The 17486-nt window shown below is 54.9% G+C and carries 18 protein-coding genes and 1 pseudogene; 15 read left to right on the top strand and 4 right to left on the bottom strand.

Translation table 11 applies throughout. The annotated features are described in order from the left end of the window. Positions 1–21 precede the first annotated feature (21 nt). Together B9Z46_RS10080 and B9Z46_RS10075 are read right to left on the bottom strand one after the other, a co-directional pair. Positions 22–1020, bottom strand: a complete 999-nt coding sequence (locus B9Z46_RS10080) for a sialic acid TRAP transporter substrate-binding protein SiaP (RefSeq protein ID WP_108256155.1) — start codon at positions 1018–1020, stop codon at positions 22–24. A 47-nt stretch (positions 1021–1067) separates the two neighbouring features. Next, complete coding sequence (locus B9Z46_RS10075; RefSeq protein ID WP_233245977.1) at positions 1068–1784, bottom strand: FadR/GntR family transcriptional regulator; 717 nt, start codon at positions 1782–1784, stop codon at positions 1068–1070. A 125-nt stretch (positions 1785–1909) separates the two neighbouring features. Here B9Z46_RS10075 and B9Z46_RS10070 point away from each other — a divergent pair, with 125 nt between their 5' ends. The 9 genes from B9Z46_RS10070 (at position 1910) to B9Z46_RS10030 (ending at position 9997) form a co-directional block, all read left to right on the top strand. Further along, positions 1910–3022, top strand: a complete 1113-nt coding sequence (locus tag B9Z46_RS10070) for a mandelate racemase/muconate lactonizing enzyme family protein (RefSeq protein ID WP_108256153.1) — start codon at positions 1910–1912, stop codon at positions 3020–3022. After that, positions 3019–3753, top strand: coding sequence for an SDR family oxidoreductase (locus B9Z46_RS10065; RefSeq protein ID WP_108256151.1), 735 nt, complete (start codon positions 3019–3021; stop codon positions 3751–3753). Before B9Z46_RS10070 ends, B9Z46_RS10065 begins: the two co-directional genes overlap by 4 nt. Positions 3754–3796: 43 nt before the next feature. After that, entirely contained in the window at positions 3797–4546 is a 750-nt protein-coding gene (locus tag B9Z46_RS10060) for an SDR family NAD(P)-dependent oxidoreductase (protein WP_108256149.1), read from the top strand. A gap of 83 nt (positions 4547–4629) precedes the next feature. Further along, positions 4630–5499 carry a fumarylacetoacetate hydrolase family protein gene (locus B9Z46_RS10055; protein ID WP_055359719.1) on the top strand — a complete coding sequence of 290 codons (870 nt, stop codon included), beginning with the start codon at positions 4630–4632 and terminating at the stop codon, positions 5497–5499. A gap of 243 nt (positions 5500–5742) precedes the next feature. After that, the gene (locus B9Z46_RS10050) at positions 5743–6327 is read left to right on the top strand and encodes a TetR/AcrR family transcriptional regulator (protein ID WP_231717711.1); all 585 of its coding nucleotides are present in this window, start codon (positions 5743–5745) and stop codon (positions 6325–6327) included. A 37-nt stretch (positions 6328–6364) separates the two neighbouring features. Next, positions 6365–8176, top strand: a complete 1812-nt coding sequence (locus B9Z46_RS10045; RefSeq protein ID WP_108256147.1) for an acyl-CoA dehydrogenase C-terminal domain-containing protein — start codon at positions 6365–6367, stop codon at positions 8174–8176. A 38-nt stretch (positions 8177–8214) separates the two neighbouring features. Beyond that, on the top strand, positions 8215–8682 hold the full coding sequence (locus B9Z46_RS10040) for a DUF2147 domain-containing protein (protein WP_369907432.1): 468 nt from the start codon (positions 8215–8217) through the stop codon (positions 8680–8682). A gap of 32 nt (positions 8683–8714) precedes the next feature. Further along, positions 8715–9479, top strand: a complete 765-nt coding sequence (locus tag B9Z46_RS10035; protein ID WP_055359722.1) for an enoyl-CoA hydratase — start codon at positions 8715–8717, stop codon at positions 9477–9479. A gap of 26 nt (positions 9480–9505) precedes the next feature. Beyond that, a complete protein-coding gene (locus B9Z46_RS10030) occupies positions 9506–9997 on the top strand; it encodes a thioesterase family protein (RefSeq protein WP_055359723.1) in 492 nt (163 codons plus the stop codon). 52 nt (positions 9998–10049) lie between these two features. Here B9Z46_RS10030 and B9Z46_RS10025 read toward each other — a convergent pair whose 3' ends face one another. Further along, positions 10050–10451 carry an acyl-CoA thioesterase gene (locus B9Z46_RS10025; RefSeq protein WP_055359724.1) on the bottom strand — a complete coding sequence of 134 codons (402 nt, stop codon included), beginning with the start codon at positions 10449–10451 and terminating at the stop codon, positions 10050–10052. Positions 10452–10522: 71 nt separating this feature from the next. Between B9Z46_RS10025 and B9Z46_RS10020 the strand changes: the two genes are divergently transcribed. The 6 genes and pseudogenes from B9Z46_RS10020 (at position 10523) to B9Z46_RS09995 (ending at position 16581) form a co-directional block, all read left to right on the top strand. After that, on the top strand, positions 10523–12370 hold the full coding sequence (locus tag B9Z46_RS10020; RefSeq protein ID WP_108256145.1) for an ABC transporter ATP-binding protein/permease: 1848 nt from the start codon (positions 10523–10525) through the stop codon (positions 12368–12370). Between the two features lie 7 nt (positions 12371–12377). Beyond that, positions 12378–12671, top strand: a pseudogene (locus B9Z46_RS10015) (LysR family transcriptional regulator); the annotation flags it as partial. A 31-nt stretch (positions 12672–12702) separates the two neighbouring features. After that, on the top strand, positions 12703–13734 hold the full coding sequence (pyrC, locus tag B9Z46_RS10010) for a dihydroorotase (RefSeq protein WP_108256143.1): 1032 nt from the start codon (positions 12703–12705) through the stop codon (positions 13732–13734). Then, positions 13719–14504, top strand: a complete 786-nt coding sequence (locus B9Z46_RS10005; RefSeq protein ID WP_108256141.1) for a DUF3025 domain-containing protein — start codon at positions 13719–13721, stop codon at positions 14502–14504. Before pyrC ends, B9Z46_RS10005 begins: the two co-directional genes overlap by 16 nt. Before the next feature lie 109 nt (positions 14505–14613). Continuing rightward, positions 14614–15483 carry a protease HtpX gene (htpX, locus tag B9Z46_RS10000; protein ID WP_055359729.1) on the top strand — a complete coding sequence of 290 codons (870 nt, stop codon included), beginning with the start codon at positions 14614–14616 and terminating at the stop codon, positions 15481–15483. Between the two features lie 102 nt (positions 15484–15585). Further along, the gene (locus B9Z46_RS09995; RefSeq protein ID WP_231717669.1) at positions 15586–16581 is read left to right on the top strand and encodes a DMT family transporter; all 996 of its coding nucleotides are present in this window, start codon (positions 15586–15588) and stop codon (positions 16579–16581) included. Here the strand turns inward: B9Z46_RS09995 and B9Z46_RS09990 are convergent. Beyond that, positions 16578–17486, bottom strand: a complete 909-nt coding sequence (locus B9Z46_RS09990) for a 5'-nucleotidase (RefSeq protein ID WP_108256139.1) — start codon at positions 17484–17486, stop codon at positions 16578–16580. The two genes, B9Z46_RS09995 and B9Z46_RS09990, sit on opposite strands and share 4 nt — an antisense overlap.

Raw genomic sequence — 17486 nt, 5'->3', positions numbered from 1 at the left:
TGCATCAATACACCGACGCGATTACTTGGCCGCTTGAATCTTGTCGAAGTCAGCTTTGGTAAAGCCCATGGATTCGAGTGGCTTGTTTTTCAAGACAGCGTCTTGGAAAGACTTGCGATCGACTTGCACAATTTGCAAACCTTTTTTCTTGAACTCGTCAACCAACTCGGCTTCGCGTGCTTTGATTTTGGCAGTGGCGCGTACGGCAGCTTCTTGCGTTACGTCGGTGAAGATTTTCTTTTCAGCATCGGACAGTTTGTTCCAAACGTGTGGCGCGATTTGTGTGGTTAAGCCGTCCACGATGTGACCGGTCAGCATGATGGCCTTTTGCACTTCAAAGAACTTCTTGGCTTCGATGGTGGTCAAAGGATTTTCTTGCGCTTCAACGGTGCCGTTTTGCAGGGCCAAATAAACTTCGGCAAAAGCAATCGGTGTGGGGTTGGCGCCGCAAGCCTCGGGCGTGGCACGGTAAGCAGGTACGTCGGGCACGCGAATCTTGATGCCCTTCATGCCGGCGCAGTTGGTGAAGGCTTTTTGTGCAGTGGTGTGACGTGCACCGTAATAGGTGTAGGCCGTGACTTGAATGCCGGTCTTGGCGCGGAACTCATTGACCATTTCGGCAAATACGGGGCTCTTGGAGTAAGCAATGAGGTGATCGCCATCACGGAAGATGAAGGGGTAGTAAGCAATGCCAAAGCGAGGGTAGGCGCGCGCAGCAAACGAGGGGCCGCTGATGATCATGTCAACAGTGCCCAAAGTGAGGCCTTGGTTGATGTCGGTTTCTTTGCCCAGTGTGGACGCAGGAAACACTTGAACTTCGTACTTGCCGTTGGTGCGTTTTTTGATTTCTTCACCCGCCCAAACCGACTCCGTGTGATAGGGCTCTGACGTTTCGTACACGTGGGCCCACTTGAGTTTGGTCTGCGCTTGCGCCATAGAGCTGCCCAAAGCGGCGACCAGGCCAATGGCCACCATGCTGGCACTGGCCAGTGCTTTGAGGGTGTTGCGTTTCGTTTTCATGTTGTCTCCTGTTGAGGTGGTGAAGTGAGAAGGTGCTGGCGAAAAAACTAAAGACGAGAGGGTGCGCTTCGCCAGCTAGCGCTGAAACGTTTGTGAGCTTGGTTCAAATGCTTTTGCATGGTTTTGCGCGCACGCTGTGGGTCGCGCGCTTCGATGGCATCCAAAACTTCTTGATGCTCTGCAATGGCGGCGGCCCATGAAGCAGGCGATTCAAAGTAATCGCCCAAGCGTTCGAACAAAGGGCCATTTCTGGCTTCTAAATAAAGCTCAAGGGTGTCGTGCATCACGCTGTTGGCGCAGGCATTGGCAATGGCCATGTGAAAGGCGATGTCGCTGTCTCTGGGGATGCGGCCGGCTTTCGCATCTTTTTGCATGGCCTTGAGTGCAGCGGCCATGCGCTTGATGTCTTGCGTATTGGCGCCTTCTGCGGCCAGGGCTGCCATTTCAGCTTCAATCAGGGAGCGTGCGCGCATCACTTCAAGCGGCCCCCATTCGGCGGGCGTGTTGAGTGTGCTGGGTGCGGCTTGTTTCTTCTTGCCCAATGATTTGACATAGATGCCAGAGCCGGTGCGCACTTCAATCACACCTTCTACTTCCAAGGCAATGAGTGCTTCGCGAACGGAAGGTCGGCTGAAACCCAGTTGCATGGCCAGATCGCGTTCGGCGGGCAAACGTGAACCCACAGCAAATTCGCCCGAGGAAATCAATCCTTGGACTTGCTTGGCAATTTGGCGATACAGCCTTTGGGGTTCGATGGATTTCAAAGCTCAGGGAATACGAGGATTGGACAATTGGTCAGACCAGTTGCACAATCTTCACATGGAACCTGAGCGAGGGTCAAGCCAATTAGGCTACGCATAAACCCGAACTCGTCACAACATTTTTCAACATGACTTCAGTCACCATCGATCGCGTTCATTTGCGTCAAGTGAACTTGCCGCCCAAGGTTGTTCGCACCGATGCGATTCAATCTTTTGTCACCCAAGAAACCATTCTGCTCACCCTGGTGTGCAGCGATGGCATTCAAGCCACAGGGTACGCCTACACCATTGGCACCGGCGGCAGTTCTGTGGTGGCTTTGCTCAAAGATCATTTGGTTCCTCGGCTCATTGGCAAAAACCCAGTGCATGTGGAAGCCATTTGGAAAGAATTGTTTTTTCACACGCACGCCACGGCCGTTGGCGCCATGACCAGTTTGGCCTTGGCCTGCGTTGACACAGCCCTCTGGGATTGGCGTGCGCAAAGTCAACAATTGCCTTTGTGGCAATTGCTGGGAGGCGCGCAAAGCAAAGTGCCGCTTTACACCACCGAGGGCGGCTGGCTTCATTTGTCCCCCGAAGAATTGGTCGCGCAAACGCTGCAGGCCAAAGCCGATGGTTTCAAAGGCGCCAAAATCAAAATTGGCCGTCCGCATGTCAGCGAGGATGTGGCGCGTTTGTCGGCCGTGCGCAATGCGGTGGGACCCGCATTCGACATCATGACCGACGCCAACCAAGGCTTCCACCGTGCAGAAGTGGTCAGAAGGGCCAAAGCTTTCGAAGGCCTTGATTTGGCATGGTTAGAAGAGCCCATGCCCGCTGAAGATGTTTCAGGTCACAGGCACTTGCGCGCACACACTCCCATTCCTGTGGCGGTGGGCGAGTCGATGTACCACCCCATGCAATTCAGAGAGTATTTAGAGCAGGGCGCTTGCAGCGTGGTGCAGCCCGACGTGGCGCGCATTGGTGGCATCACGCCTTGGATCAAAACAGCGCATTTGGCCGAAACCTTCGATGTGCCGGTGTGCCCCCACTTTTTGATGGAGCTGCACGTCAGTTTGTGCGCTGCGGTTCCCAATGCCACTTGGGTGGAATACATTCCTCAATTGGACGACATCACGCATTCGCGCATGAAAGTCAAAGATGGCTTTGCGTACCCCCCCGACACGCCTGGACTGGGCATTGAATGGGATTGGCAAGCCATCGACCAGCGTCAAGAGAATCATTTGGAGATCAAAGCATGAGATTGAAAAACAAAAACATCCTGGTCACAGCTGCGGGCCAGGGCATTGGCCACGCTGCCGTGATGGCCATGGTGGCCGAAGGCGCCACCGTTTGGGCCACTGACGTCAATCCAGAGCTACTCAAAACATATGCGGGCGTGGCCAATGTGCACACCGCAGTTTTGGATGTCATGAACAAAGACGACATTCAAAAACAAGTGGCCCTCATTCCGCGCATCGATGCCTTGTTCAATTGTGCGGGTGTGGTCCATGGCGGCACCATTTTGCAAGCCACCGACAAGGATTGGGACTTTGCTTTCAACCTGAATGCACGCGGTCAGTTTTGGATGATTCAAGCGGTCTTGCCTAAAATGCTGGCACAAGGTGGTGGCAGCATCATCAACATGGCCAGCGTCTGCTCCAGTGTGCGCGGTTTGCCCAATCGCTTTATTTATGGCGCTTCCAAAGCAGCGGTCATTGGTTTGACCAAAAGCGTGGCGGCCGATTTTGTGGCCAATGGCATTCGCTGCAACGCCATTTGCCCTGGTACCGTCGACACGCCTTCACTGCAAGATCGCATCAATTCAGAAGCCGATCCCGTGCAAGCGCGTAAAAACTTTGTGGCGCGCCAACCCATGGGCCGCATTGCCCAAGCGCATGAAATTGCGCCCATCGTGGTGTTCTTGGCGTCAGATGAAGCCGCCTTCGCCACGGGCAATGCCTACATGGTCGACGGTGGCATGACCATCTAAGCCTTTTTTCAAGCCACATCCAACTACTCAATCAAAGAAATCCATGAACCAATACGACATGAAAGGCCGCCACGCGGTCATCACCGGTGGTGCCACCGGCTTGGGCTACGCCATTGCCGAACGCGTGCTGGCTTCGGGCGGCAGCGTCACCTTGTGGGACCGCGATGACGCTGGCATGGCCAAAGCCGTGGCCAGCTTGAACCATCCCGGCAAGGTTCACGCCGTCAAAGTCGATGTGGCGCAGCATGCGTCTGTGGTGGCAGCCACCGAAGCCACTTTGAAAAACGGCCAGGTCGACGCCGTGGTCAACTGCGCGGGCATCACAGGTCCCAACACGCAAGTGTGGAACTACCCCGTCGATGCGTGGCAACAAGTGATGGACGTCAATGTCAACGGCGTGTTTTATTGCTGCCGCGAATGGACACCACATTTGAAAGAGCGTCCTGCAGGTCGCATCGTCAACATCGCATCTGTGGCGGGCAAAGATGGCAATCCCAATGCCAGCGCCTACAGTGCTAGCAAGGCTGCCGTGATGACCATCACCAAGTCATTGGGCAAAGAGTTGGCCAATACCAATGTGCGCGTGAACTGTGTCACGCCAGCCGCTGTTAAAACAGCCATCTTCGATCAGATGACACCCGAGCACATTCAGTTCATGCTTTCCAAAATTCCAATGGGTCGTTTTGGTACGCCCGATGAAGTGGCGGCCATGGTCACATGGTTGCTGACCGAAGACTGTTCTTTCTCAACGGGCGCGGTGTTTGATTTGTCGGGTGGTCGTTCAACTTATTGAACGAAATTCGATCACAATCACCGCTGTTCAAAAACCTTGGTTCAAACACCTTTGAGCCCCATTTTTAACCTAAGGATTTCTTCATGAAACTCGTTCGCTATGGCCAACCCGGCAAAGAAAAGCCAGGATTGATTGATGCCGCTGGCAAACTGCGCGACTTAAGCGGTGTGGTGTCCGACATCGGCCCCGACCAACTGTCCGACAAAGTCTTGGCCAAGTTGGCCAAACTCAAAACCGACAAGCTGCCCTTGGTCAAAGGCAAGCCCCGCATGGGTTGCCCCGTGGCCAACGTGCGCAAGTTCATTGCCATTGGCTTGAACTACGCCGACCACGCTGCCGAGTCCAACTTGCCCGTGCCCAAAGAACCCATCGTGTTCATGAAGGCCACCTCTTGCATTCAAGGCCCCAACGACGAAGTCATGTTGCCCAAAGGCTCTGTGAAAACCGATTGGGAAGTTGAGTTGGGCATTGTCATTGGCAAGCACGCCAGCTATGTGTCACAAAAAGAAGCCCTCGACTATGTGGCGGGTTACTGCACCATCAACGACGTCAGCGAACGCGAGTACCAAATCGAGCGCGGCGGCACATGGGACAAGGGCAAGGGTTGCGATACCTTTGGCCCCATCGGTCCTTGGATGGTGACCAAAGACGAAGTGCCCAATGTTCAGAACCTCAAAATGTTCTTGGATGTGAACGGCCAGCGCATGCAAACCGGCACCACCAAAACCATGATTTTTGGCGTCACCAAATTGGTCAGCTACGTCAGCCAGTTCATGACCTTGGAGCCAGGTGACATCATCACCACCGGCACCCCGCCAGGCGTCGGCATGGGCATGAAGAAAGACGGCAAGCCAGCGCCGGTGTACCTCAAGAAGGGTGACGTCATGCACCTGGGCATTGAAGGCTTGGGCGAGCAAACGCAGAAGGTTGTGGCCTACAAACGCAAAGCCTGATCAAGGTTTTTCAATCAAGGTGGTGCTTGGCCAAAAGCCAAGCAAGCCATCGCCAAGGCGAGTCGGGATTAACCCTGATTCGCCTTTTCTTTTTGCCGGGATTGGCATTTTCATGCAAAATAGAACGAGCGTTCTTTTTTACAAATTCACGGCATGACAGTACGACACATCACTTCCGGTTCCTCTGCAGGCGCGGCCGCCAGTGCCTTTCGCCCAGCGGACGAAGCCGGAGGCCGAAGCTTGATGAAAGGTCGTCAAACCAAAGCAGCCATCGTCGATGCCGCTTTGGGACTGGCCTCTCAAATTGGCTTGGAAGGCTTGTCCATCGGCGCACTGGCCGAAGTGACTGGCATGAGCAAGTCGGGCGTGTTTGCGCACTTTGGCTCACGCGAAGAATTGCAAATTTCCGTCATTCGTGAATACCACGATCGCTTTGAAAGCGAAGTGTTTTATCCCGCCCTCAGTTGCACACGCGGCTTGCCCCGTTTGCAAAAGTTGTTTGACAACTGGATGCAACGCACCTCCACCGAAATTGATTCGGGCTGCATTTACATCAGCGGTGCTGTGGAGTTTGACGATCGTCCTGGTCCTGTGCGGGATGCATTGGCCTCGTCAGTGAACACGTGGCAAAACGCATTGCAACGCGCTGTTGCACAAGCACAAGAAGAACAACATTTGAATTCCAAAGCCGATCCTTTGCAGGTGGCCTTTGAAATTCATGGCCTTATTTTGGCTTTGCATTACGAAGCCAGATTTTTGCGCAACCCGGGTGCTGCAGAGCGCGCACGTCAAGGTTTCACCACCATCGTGTCGCGCAACACCCCCTGATTCTTTGTCCCAATTTTCATTTTTCTGAAAGTCCAACATGCCCAGCTATACCCCTCCCCTGCGTGACCTTCAATTTGTGTTACACGAGTTGCTCGATTTGGAAAATGAACTCAAGGCCATGCCCAAGCACGCCGACACCGACGCCGACACCATCAATGCGGTGTTGGAAGAGGGCGGTAAATTTGCGGCTGAAGTGGTCTTCCCCTTGAATGTGTCAGGTGACGAAGAAGGTTGCAAACTCAATCGCGACACCCATGAAGTGACGGCACCTGCCGGTTTTAAAGATGCTTATGCCAAGTACGTCGAAGGCGGCTGGGCGGCATTGAGCGCCGAAGAAGAATACGGCGGTCAAGGATTGCCCTTGGTGGTCAATCAGTGCTTCTTTGAAATGCTGAACTCCGCCAATCAAGCTTGGACCATGTACCCAGGCTTATCGCATGGCGCGCATGCATGCTTGTCAGCGCACGGCTCGCCTGCTCAAAAGAGCATTTACTTGCCCAAGCTCACCAGCGGTGAGTGGACTGGCACCATGTGCTTGACTGAACCTCATTGCGGTACCGACCTTGGCATGCTTCGCACCAAAGCCGAACCCCAAGCCGATGGCACTTATCGCTTAACCGGTCAAAAGATTTTCATCAGCGCTGGCGAGCACGATTTGGCGGGCAACATTGTTCACTTGGTGTTGGCACGTTTGCCTGATGCACCTGTTGGCAGCAAAGGCATCAGTTTGTTTGTGGTGCCCAAGTTCAATGTGAAGGCCGATGGCTCGATTGGCGACCGAAATGGCATTTACTGTGGCGGCTTGGAGCACAAGATGGGCATCCACGGCAATGCCACATGTCAGATGGTGCTCGATGGCGCCGTGGGCGACATGGTGGGTCAACCTAACAAAGGTTTGGCCGCCATGTTTGTGATGATGAACGGTGCGCGTTTGGGCGTGGGCAATCAGTCCTTGGGCTTGACCGAAGTGGCTTATCAAAATGCCTTGGCCTATGCCAAAGACCGCATTCAAATGCGCAGTTTGTCGGGCGTCAAAGCACCGTCTAAACCCGCCGATCCTATTTTGGTTCACCCCGATGTGCGTCGCATGTTGTTGACCGCCAAGGCCTATGCTGAAGGCGGCCGTGCTTTGGCTTGCTATGGCGCTTTGTTGATCGACAAAGAACTCAATCACCCTGACGAAAAAGTGCGCGCTGACTCTGCCGAAATTTTGGCGCTGTTGACGCCTATCGTAAAAGCCTTCTTGACCGACAACGGTTACCAAGCCACCACCATGTGCCAGCAAGTGTTTGGCGGTCACGGATACATCAAAGAGTGGGGCATGGAGCAGTATGTGCGCGACGCGCGCATCAACATGATTTATGAAGGCACCAATGGCATTCAAGCACTCGACTTGCTCGGCCGTAAAGTCTTGGGCAATCAAGGTGCCAGCTTGCAGAAGTTTGGCAAGTTGATTGGCAAACTGGTGGCGCAAGAAATGGGCAACGAAGCCATGGCCGAGTTCATCAAACCTTTGGCCGATTTGGGCCAGAAGATGACCCAGTTCACCACCGAGATTGGCATGAAGGCCATGGGCAATGCCGATGAAGTGGGCGCCGCGTCTGTCGATTATTTGCGCGTGGCCGGCCACCTGGTGTTTGCTTACTTCTGGGCCCGCATGGCGCAAGTGGCCTTGGCCAAAATTGCAGCGGCTGAAGAAGAAGCACAACGCCCTGATCCTTTCTACAAAGCCAAATTGCAAACAGCGCGTTTCTACTTTGCGCGTCTGTTGCCCGAAACGCTGACGCTGATGAACACGGCACGCTCTGGTGCGGATGTTTTGATGGACACCGATTTGGCCTTGGCTTGAACATTGAACACTGACCAACCCCTCCGAAGGAAACATCCATGCACCCCTCATTCCATTTGTCCCAACTGTTGAAATCATTCGCCATGTTGGGCGTTGCCGCTTTGGCGACCAGCGCCATGGCCAACTCGCCTGTGGGCCAGTGGCACACCATTGACGACAAAACCGGTGAGCTCAAAAGCATGGTGGTGATCGTGGAGCAGCAAGGTGTGATCAAGGGGCGCGTTGAAAAATTGCTACGCAAAGACGCAGATCAGAATGCCAAGTGCGACAAGTGCAGCGACGACCGCAAGAACCAAGCGGTGTTGGGGCTTGAGATCATTCGCGGCGCCAAAAAAGCCAGCGGTAAAAATGTCTGGGAAGACGGCGAAATTCTCGATCCTGAAAACGGCAAAACTTATGGCCTTCGTCTCACGCCCATTGAGAATGGCGCGAAACTGGAAGTGCGTGGTTCGATCGGTCCCTTCGGTCGCACGCAAACTTGGGTTCGTGTACCTGGCACCAACTGAAATCCATTGAATCGATAGAAAGACACCAGACCATGTCAGACATCTTGACCCACATCGACGCCGGAGTGATGACCCTCACCTTCAACCGCCTCGACAAAAAGAATTCCATCACGGGCGACATGTACGCCGCCATGGCGCAAGCCGTCGACCAGGCGCAAGCCGATCCCGCCATCCGTGTTTTGGTGATTCAAGGCCACGAATCGATCTTCAGTGCCGGCAACGACATTGGTGATTTTTTGAACAAGCCACCTTCCACGGTGGACTCGCCCGTGTTCCATTTCATGCGCGCGTTGACCACCTTTGAGAAACCCGCCATTGCCGCCGTAGCAGGTCCTGCTGTGGGCATTGGCACCACCTTGCTTTTCCATTGCGACTTGGTCTACGCGGGTGACAATGCTGCGTTCTCCATGCCCTTTGTGAATTTGGGTTTGTGCCCTGAGTTTGCCTCCAGTGTGTTGGCCCCGCAAATGTTTGGCTATCACCGAGCTGCTGAAGCCTTGTTGTTAGGCGAAGCTTTTTTTGCAGAAGCCGCGTTGGAGATTGGTTTGGTCAATCGCGTGGTGCCACCCACAGAAGTCAATGGCTACGCACAAGCGCAAGCCAAAAAGTTGGCAGCCAAACCTTTGTCTGCTTTGGTTGAGACCAAGCGTTTGATGAAGAGCGGTCAATCCAAGGTGCTGATTGAGCGCATGGGCGAAGAAGGTCAAAGTTTCCGCCGCATGCTCACCGAGCCTGCAGCGCGCGAGGCATTTGGCGCCTTCATGGAAAAACGCAAGCCCGACTTCTCTAAAATCTAAGTTGATCTCTCAACTTAGAATGCCCCATGACTTCCTCTCGCGCAGACATCCCACCGCAGGTTACTTTTGAGCCTGAGTTCATCGAAGGTTTGCGCGAGATCTACGAAGACAAAATTCTTTTCAACCAATGGATGGGGTTGAAGGTTTCAAGCATTGAAGCCACTGGCATCGTGGCGCACCTCACCATGAAACCCGAATTGGTGGGGCACTTTGCGTACCATCGAATTCACGGTGGCGTGATCAGTGCGGTGTTGGACGCCATGGGCAGCTTGGCTGTTTTGGCAGCCCTCGGTGCCAAACACATGGACGAAGCGCCTGCCAAACGGCTTGAGCGGTTTGCCCGTCACAGCACCATAGATTTGCGCATCGACTTTTTACGCCCTGGCATTGGGGACGAATTTGTCATTCATGCTGAAGCCGTTCGCGTGGGTGCCCGGGTGGGCAATGCGCGCATGGAGTTTCGTGCGGCCGACGGTAAGTTGCTGTCAACGGGCACCGCGGCCTATCTCACCTCTTGAACTCAGGTCGCTGGGGCATCGCGCCCTGAGCACAGAAGTCATTCCTCAAGCTTTAGCGTTCTGGCACAGGCGTCGGTTTGCCATCTGCATCAATGGCCACATAGGTTAGGCGCGCTTCTGTCACCTTGATGAACTCCCCCTGGTTGGAAAAGCGCTCTGCAAACACTTCCACTTGCACCGTGATGGACGTTCGACCAACGCGCGTGATGCGTGAAAAAAACGAAAGCAGATCGCCCACTTTGACCGGTTGCTTGAAGATGAATTCATTCACAGCCACAGTGGCCATGCGGCCGCGTACCAGTCTGGCGGGGAGCACGGCACCAGCCAAGTCGACCTGAGCCATCACCCAGCCACCAAAGATATCGCCATTGGCATTGCAGTCGGCGGGCATGGGGATGACCTTGAGCACCAGCTCTTGGTCGGTGGGCAAGGCTACTTTTTCAGGAGGGTTCATAGAGGGACCTTCGGTGATGACGTCAAGACGGGGGCACAATGAGGGCTTGATTTTGATTCAGATTGTGACCCATGCGCCATCACGGTGAAAGTTCTTCCGCCCCCACAGCACCTGCCACACCGGGAACCGCCGTCGCGCAGCCGCCCCAAAAAGACTCTGATGGCCGTACATTGAAGCGTTTGTTGCCCTATTTGTTGGCTTACAAATGGCGCGTGGCCGCTGCGCTGATGTTCATGGTGGGCGCCAAGCTGGCCAACGTCAGTGTGCCCATCTTGCTGAAAAATTTGGTGGATGCCATGAGCTTCAAGCCAAGTGATCCGGCGCAAGTCTTGGTGGTGCCTGTGGCTTTGCTGGTGGGCTATGGCGCGCTACGGCTCATGACCTCGGCGTTCACAGAACTGCGAGAGTTGGTGTTTGCCAAGGCTACGCAAGGTGCAGCACGCAGCATTGCATTGGAAACTTTTCAACATTTGCACGCCTTGAGCTTGCGCTTTCATTTGGCCCGCCAGACGGGGGGTATGACGCGCGACATTGAGCGCGGCGTGCGCGGCATTGAGTCGCTCATCTCTTACTCGCTTTACAGCATCGTGCCCACCCTCATTGAGGTGGCCTTGGTCTTGTCGATATTGGCTGTGAAGTTTGATGCGTGGTTTGCTTGGATCACCTTGGCGGCCTTGGGCTTTTATATTTTCTTTACGGTGCAAGTCACCGAATGGCGCACCCACTTTCGAAAACAAGCCAATGAGTTTGATTCCGCCGCGCATACCAAGGCAATCGACTCCTTGCTGAACTACGAAACCGTCAAGTACTTCGGCAACGAGGCTTACGAGGCCAATCGCTATGACGAAAGCTTAGAGCGCCTGAGAAAAGCACGGTTGAAATCACAGACCTCCTTGTCGCTTTTGAATACAGGGCAACAACTGATCATTGCAGCTGCTTTGGTGGCCATGTTGTGGCGGGCCACGCAAGGTGTGGTCGATGGCCGCATGACCTTGGGTGATTTGGTCATGATCAATGCCTTCATGATTCAACTCTACATACCGCTCAACTTCTTGGGCGTGCTATACCGCGAAATCAAACAAAGCCTGACCGATCTCGACAAGATGTTTGTCCTGATGGACCGCGAACGAGAAGTGGCCGATGTGCCGCATGCCCCCGATTTGAATTGCCAAGCAGGCGCGCATTTGAAATTTGAGAACGTCTCGTTTGCCTACGAGTCTGACCGACCCATTTTGCACAACATCAGCTTTGAAATTCCTTCTGGCAAAACGGTGGCCGTGGTCGGCCCCTCGGGTTCTGGCAAATCCACCTTGGCGCGTTTGATGTTCCGTTTCTACGACGTTCATCAAGGTCGCATCAGCATCAATGGCCAAGACATCCGCCAAGTGACTCAGCACAGCGTGCGCAAGTCTTTGGGCATCGTGCCCCAAGACACGGTGCTGTTCAACGATACGGTGGCTTACAACATTGGCTACGGCCGAACTGGTGCGACCCAAGAAGAAATAGAAACAGCTGCCAAGGCGGCGCGCATCCATGACTTCATTGTGTCTACCCCCAAAGGCTATGCCACCTCGGTGGGTGAGCGCGGCCTCAAATTGTCAGGCGGCGAAAAGCAACGCGTGGCCATTGCCCGCACGCTGCTCAAGAACCCACCCATCTTGGTGTTTGACGAGGCCACCTCGGCCCTCGATTCGGCCAACGAACGCGCCATCCAGGCCGAGCTGGCCAGTGCCGCGCAAAACAAAACCACGCTGGTCATTGCGCACCGATTGTCAACGGTGGTGGATGCACACGAGATTTTGGTGATGGAGGCTGGTCACATCATCGAGCGCGGCAATCATGCGCAATTGCTGCAACTGGGCGGGCGCTACGCGCAAATGTGGTCCTTGCAACAGAACTCTGAGGCGGATGCAGGATAATGTTGGCATGGAAACCAAGTGGCTTGAAGACTTTGTGAGCTTGGCTGAAACCCGCAGTTTCAGCCGATCCGCGCAGCTTCGCCACGTGACGCAGCCAGCGTTTTCTAGGCGCATTCAGTCCTTGGAAGCGTGGGCCGGTGTGGCCTTGATCGATCGCAGTTCTTACCCCACTCGACTCACGCCCGCTGGCGAAACTTTGTACGCCCAAGCTTTAGAACTCTTACAGTCCTTGCACAACACCCGCGACATGTTGCGGTCTCAAGGCTTGGCAGAGCAAGACCTGATGGCCTTGCTCGAACCTTCATTGCAAAAATCTTGATTGGCAATTCACCATGACATCCTCACTGACGCTCACCCGCCCCGATGACTGGCACTTGCACGTGCGCGATGGCGCTGCACTTCAAACTGTGGTGCCGCATACCGCTGCACAATTTGGCCGCGCCATCATCATGCCCAACTTGAAGCCACCGGTGACCACCGCCGAGTTAGCCTTGGCTTATCAATCCCGCATCATGGCGGCGGTGCCTCAGGGCGTGGCCTTCGAGCCCCTCATGACCTTGTACCTGACGGACAATTTGCCACCCGCAGAAATTGTCAAAGCCAAAGCGGCCGGTGTGGTTGCATGCAAACTGTATCCAGCAGGCGCTACGACCAACAGCGATGCGGGTGTGACCGATTTGAAAAAGATTTACCCCACACTCGAAGCCATGCAAAAGGTGGGCATGCTGTTGTTGGTGCACGGCGAAGTGACCAGCAGCGACATCGATTTGTTTGACCGTGAAGCGGCCTTCATCGACACCCAACTCATTCCTCTGCGACGCGATTTCCCCGAACTCAAAATTGTGTTCGAACACATCACAACCAAAGACGCCGCCGACTATGTCATGGCCGCCGATCGCTTTGTGGGTGCCACGCTCACTGCACATCACCTGCTGTACAACCGCAACGCCATTTTCACCGGTGGCATTCGCCCGCACTATTACTGCTTGCCTGTGCTCAAACGCGAAACACACCGTGTGGCTTTGCTCAACGCTGCAACATCGGGCAACACACGCTTCTTCTTGGGCACCGACAGTGCGCCGCATCCTGCGCACTTGAAAGAACACGCATCAGGTTGCGCAGGTTGCTACACCGCGCACGCCGCCCTCGAGATGTACGCCGAGGCCTTTGACAGTGTGGGCAAACTGGCGCAACTCGAAGCCTTCGCCAGTTTCAATGGTGCCGATTTCTACGGCTTGCCGCGCAACACCGGCACCATCACCTTAAAGCGTGAAGCCTGGACCCCACCCGAGAGCTTCCAATTTGGTGAAGCCGAATTGAAACCTTTGCGCTCGGGTGAAGCTTTACCATGGCGAGTGGCCTAAGCCTCATTGATTGGACCGCGCCTTGGCTTGCGCCTTGGCGTGCCACCGGAGAGCGCATGGCGCAGCAGGTTGCACAAGGCCAGTCAGTGGCCGAGGCCTGCAATGGCGCACTTGCCACGCTGCGAGCGTTGGCGCAGCAGGCATCGCCTGCCAAGGCTGTTTGCCACGTGCAGTTTGTCTCGCAAGACAACTTGCCTGAGGGCATGGCCTACGAGCAATTCATTTTTGAACAGCATGCCGTGCCCACGCGTGAGGGCCTGCACGATTTTTTCAACGCTTTGTGTTGGTTGCATTTTCCGTTGGCCAAGCAACAACTCAATCAACTTCAAGCAGCCGCCATCCAAAGCCAGGGGGTCGGTGCCGTACGCGGCCCTGTCCGTGATGCTGTCACGGTGTTTGATGAGAACGCCTGTTTGCTCCAAGTTGAGGATGTCATTTGGGACGCTTTAGAGCGGCGCGATTGGCAAGCGGCCTTTGTGACGCACCGGGGCCTTTGGGGCAGTGCGCAGATGCAAATTTTTGGTCATGCGGCTTTGGAAAAGCTGGTCGCCCCCTACAAGGCCATCACCGTGCACATGTGGCGTGTGCCCAACGGCTTGGCCGTGTTGGACTGGGATGCTTGGTTGTCCCAAGATTTACAAGCGGACAAATTGGCCCGCAAGCCTTTTTTGCCCACGCCTGTATTGGGCCTGCCCGGCTGGTGGCCCGAGAACATGGCGCCAGATTTTTACCAAGACGCTCAGGTTTTTCGCTTGCCTAGAACGGCCTAATTCCGTTCCATTTTGAGGAATTAGATTCCCTCACTTGATTTTGTTTGTGTGAACCCTAATATGCGAAGCGTGCGCTTGGCCTTCGCTGGGCGGTGGAACTTTATTCCTCATGAAACGTATTCTTTTATTTGTGTTGACCAACTTGGCGGTGGTGTTGGTGTTGGGTGTGGTGGCCAGTTTGTTGGGCGTGAACCGATTCCTCACGGCCAATGGTTTGAACTTGGGCGCGCTTCTGGGCTATGCCCTCATCATGGGTTTTGGCGGTGCCATCATCTCCTTGCTGATCAGCAAGCCGGTGGCCAAATGGAGCTCTGGCGTGCAAGTGATTGCACAGCCCAGCAACGCCGACGAAAAATGGCTGGTCGACACCGTGCAAAAGTTGGCTGACAAGTCGGGCATTGGCATGCCTGAAGTCGGTATCTTTGAAGGTGACCCCAATGCCTTTGCCACAGGTGCGTTTAAAAACTCTGCTTTGGTGGCTGTATCAACAGGCTTGTTGCAAAACATGACGCACGAAGAAATCGAGGCGGTGTTGGCCCACGAGGTGGCGCACATTGCCAATGGCGACATGGTCACCATGACCCTGATTCAAGGCGTGATGAACACTTTTGTGGTCTTCTTGTCGCGTGTGGTGGGTTATGCCGTTGACAGCTTCTTGCGCAAAAACGACGAAGAAAACACGGGCCCTGGCATTGGCTACTGGGTGACCACCATTGTGTTGGACATTGTGCTCGGCTTCGCTGCTGCCATTGTGGTGGCTTGGTTCAGCCGTCAGCGCGAGTTCCGTGCCGACGCAGGTGCCGCTCAGTTGATGGGCCGCAAGCAGCCCATGATGAACGCCTTGGCGCGTTTGGGTGGCTTGCACACAGCCGAGTTGCCTAAGAGCGTTGCAGCCATGGGCATTGCGGGTGGCATTGGTCAGTTGTTCTCAACACACCCTCCCATTGAAGAGCGCATTGCTGCTTTGCAAAACAGCTGATCTTGAACAGCTCCCATCTGAACGGGCCCTTGGGGCCCGTTTTCTTTGGCACCCTGGCCTTGCGGCCTTGCGGCCGTTTGGCTGGTAACCCATGAGACTCGCATGTGTATCGTGCTCCGATATAGTCCCATGGTGTCCAGATTTTTCCCGACCTCCCTTCAGCGTTTGCTGACCCTCACACGATTGCAAAACACACGGCGTTTTGAACGCTTGCCTGCACCGGTGCGCGGCATGGCCTGGATGGCCTTGGGCGGTTTGACCTTTTCTTTGCTCAACACCATTGCACGGTCTTTTTCGATGCAAATGGACCCGTTCGAAGCGCAATTTCTGCGGTATTTTTGCGGCCTCTTGGTCATGCTGCCCTTGCTGTGGCATCAGGGTTTGGCAGCCTATGTGCCCAACGACATCAAGGGTCAGTTTTGGCGCGGCGGTGTGCACACCGTTGGTTTGATGTTGTGGTTCATTGCATTGCCCCAAATTCCATTGGCCGACATGACGGCCATCGGCTTCACGGGTCCGATCTTCATCATGCTGGGCGCGGCCTGGTTCTTGGGTGAGCCCATGCGCAAAGACCGCTGGATTGCGGCGGGCATTGGATTTGCCGGTGTGATGGTGGTGGTGCTTCCCAAGTTAACGGGCACTGGCGGTTGGTACAACTTGGTGATGCTGGCTTCTTCGCCCATTTTTGCGGCGTCATTCCTCATCACCAAACACCTCACGCGCACCGAAAAACCGGGCGTGATTGTGATGTGGCAATCCATCACGGTGACCTTGTTCAGTTTGCCACTGGCTTTGATGAATTGGCAGACACCTACTTTGTGGCAATGGAGCGGTTTCATGGTGGCGGGTGTGCTGGGCACTTTGGGGCATTACAGCCTCACACGTGCTTTCAGCATTGCCGATATTTCAGCCACCCAATCTTTGCGCTTCCTCGACTTGGTCTGGGCCTCCCTGATGGGCTGGCTGGTGTTTGGCGATGTGCCCAGCCAATGGACTTGGTTGGGTGCAGCGGTGATCTTGGTATCGACCGTGTGGATTGCGCGCAGAGAAGGTCGCAGGCGTGAAGAGCCCGCAGCGCCTTTGTCGACAGACCCTTAATCAGTCAGCGGTGGATTGCTGATGCCACTGGCCACATGGCCTGCGGGCACATGTTGGGCCGCCGATTCAATGTGACCCGTTTGGTCGTCAAAGAAAAAGTCGGGCTCAAACTCTTTCAAAAATTCGCCTTTGGGCAAGCCGCCCAAGAACATCGCTTCGTCCACTTCAATGTTCCACTGCATGAGGGTGCGAATGGCACGTTCATGCGCTGGAGCACTGCGCGCAGTGACCAAGGCCGTGCGAATGCGCATGGCCGGTGTGCCTTCTTGTTGCAGCCGGTGAAGCGCGGCCAGCAAGGGTTTGAAGGGACCCGCCAACAGAGGCTGTGCCGCTTTGGCGTGCTCGTGGGCTTGAAAGGCCGACAAGCCTTCTGCTTGGAACACGCGTTCGGCTTCGTCTGAGAACAACACGGCATCACCATCAAAGGCAATGCGAACTTCGTGCGGATGTTCTTCAGAAGCATGTGCCGAATGGGGATACACCTGTGCAGCGGGCACGCCTGCATCGAGCGCGGCACGCACGTCGGACAAATGGGTCGACAAAAACAAATTGGCATTGAGCGGTTTCAAATACCGCCAAGGTGATTGACCCCGCGTAAAACTGCCGCGCTGAATGGGCAGGCCATAGTGCTGCGCCGATCGAAACACCCGCATGCCCGACACAGGGTCGTTGCGAGACAAAATGACCACTTCGACGCGCTGCGTTTGGGCGTCATTGAATGCCAGTAATTTTTTCACCAAAGAAAAGGCCACACCGGGTTTGGCAGGTTCTTCCAAACGCTCCAATTGAAGCTTCATGTAGGCGCGGTCATCGCCTTGTTCAAAGACTTGGTTTTCTTCTTCAAAGTCAAACAAGGCGCGCGACGAAATCGCCACCACCAATTGACCGTCTAAGCTGACTGCCAT

This window comes from Limnohabitans sp. Hippo4 (assembly GCF_003063605.1).
In the GTDB taxonomy this organism is placed as follows: Bacteria; Pseudomonadota; Gammaproteobacteria; order Burkholderiales; family Burkholderiaceae_C; genus Limnohabitans_A.
Note: the sequence above shows the minus strand (reverse complement) of the source record. Positions and strands in the feature narration are given on the sequence as shown.